1 protein-coding gene is annotated in these 210 nt (G+C 49.0%); it reads left to right on the top strand.

Annotation, left to right across the window (positions count from 1 at the left end):
* On the top strand, positions 1 to 210 hold a 210-nt coding region (locus tag ACLUXO_RS10490; RefSeq protein ID WP_412137473.1), incomplete at both ends, for a hypothetical protein.

Raw genomic sequence — 210 nt, 5'->3', positions numbered from 1 at the left:
AGTTCCAAACGAACCAACTCCGAAAGTGCCAGGCTACAAGACAGATGTTCCAAAGGTAACTCCAGAAGATCCGACTAAGGACACTCCGGTTCCTTACACTAAGGACGAAACTCCAGCAGCTAAGTACGGCCTTACTGAGAAGTTCGTGGATGTGGATGGCAACGAACTGTCACCTAGCGTATCTAAGGGCACTGACTACAAGACTGGTGA

The sequence above is a fragment of the Lactobacillus delbrueckii subsp. bulgaricus genome (genome assembly GCF_046938665.1).
Classification (GTDB): domain Bacteria; phylum Bacillota; class Bacilli; order Lactobacillales; family Lactobacillaceae; genus Lactobacillus; species Lactobacillus delbrueckii_C.
The sequence above is the reverse complement of the archived record's forward strand: the minus strand, read 5'-3'. Positions and strand labels throughout refer to the sequence as shown.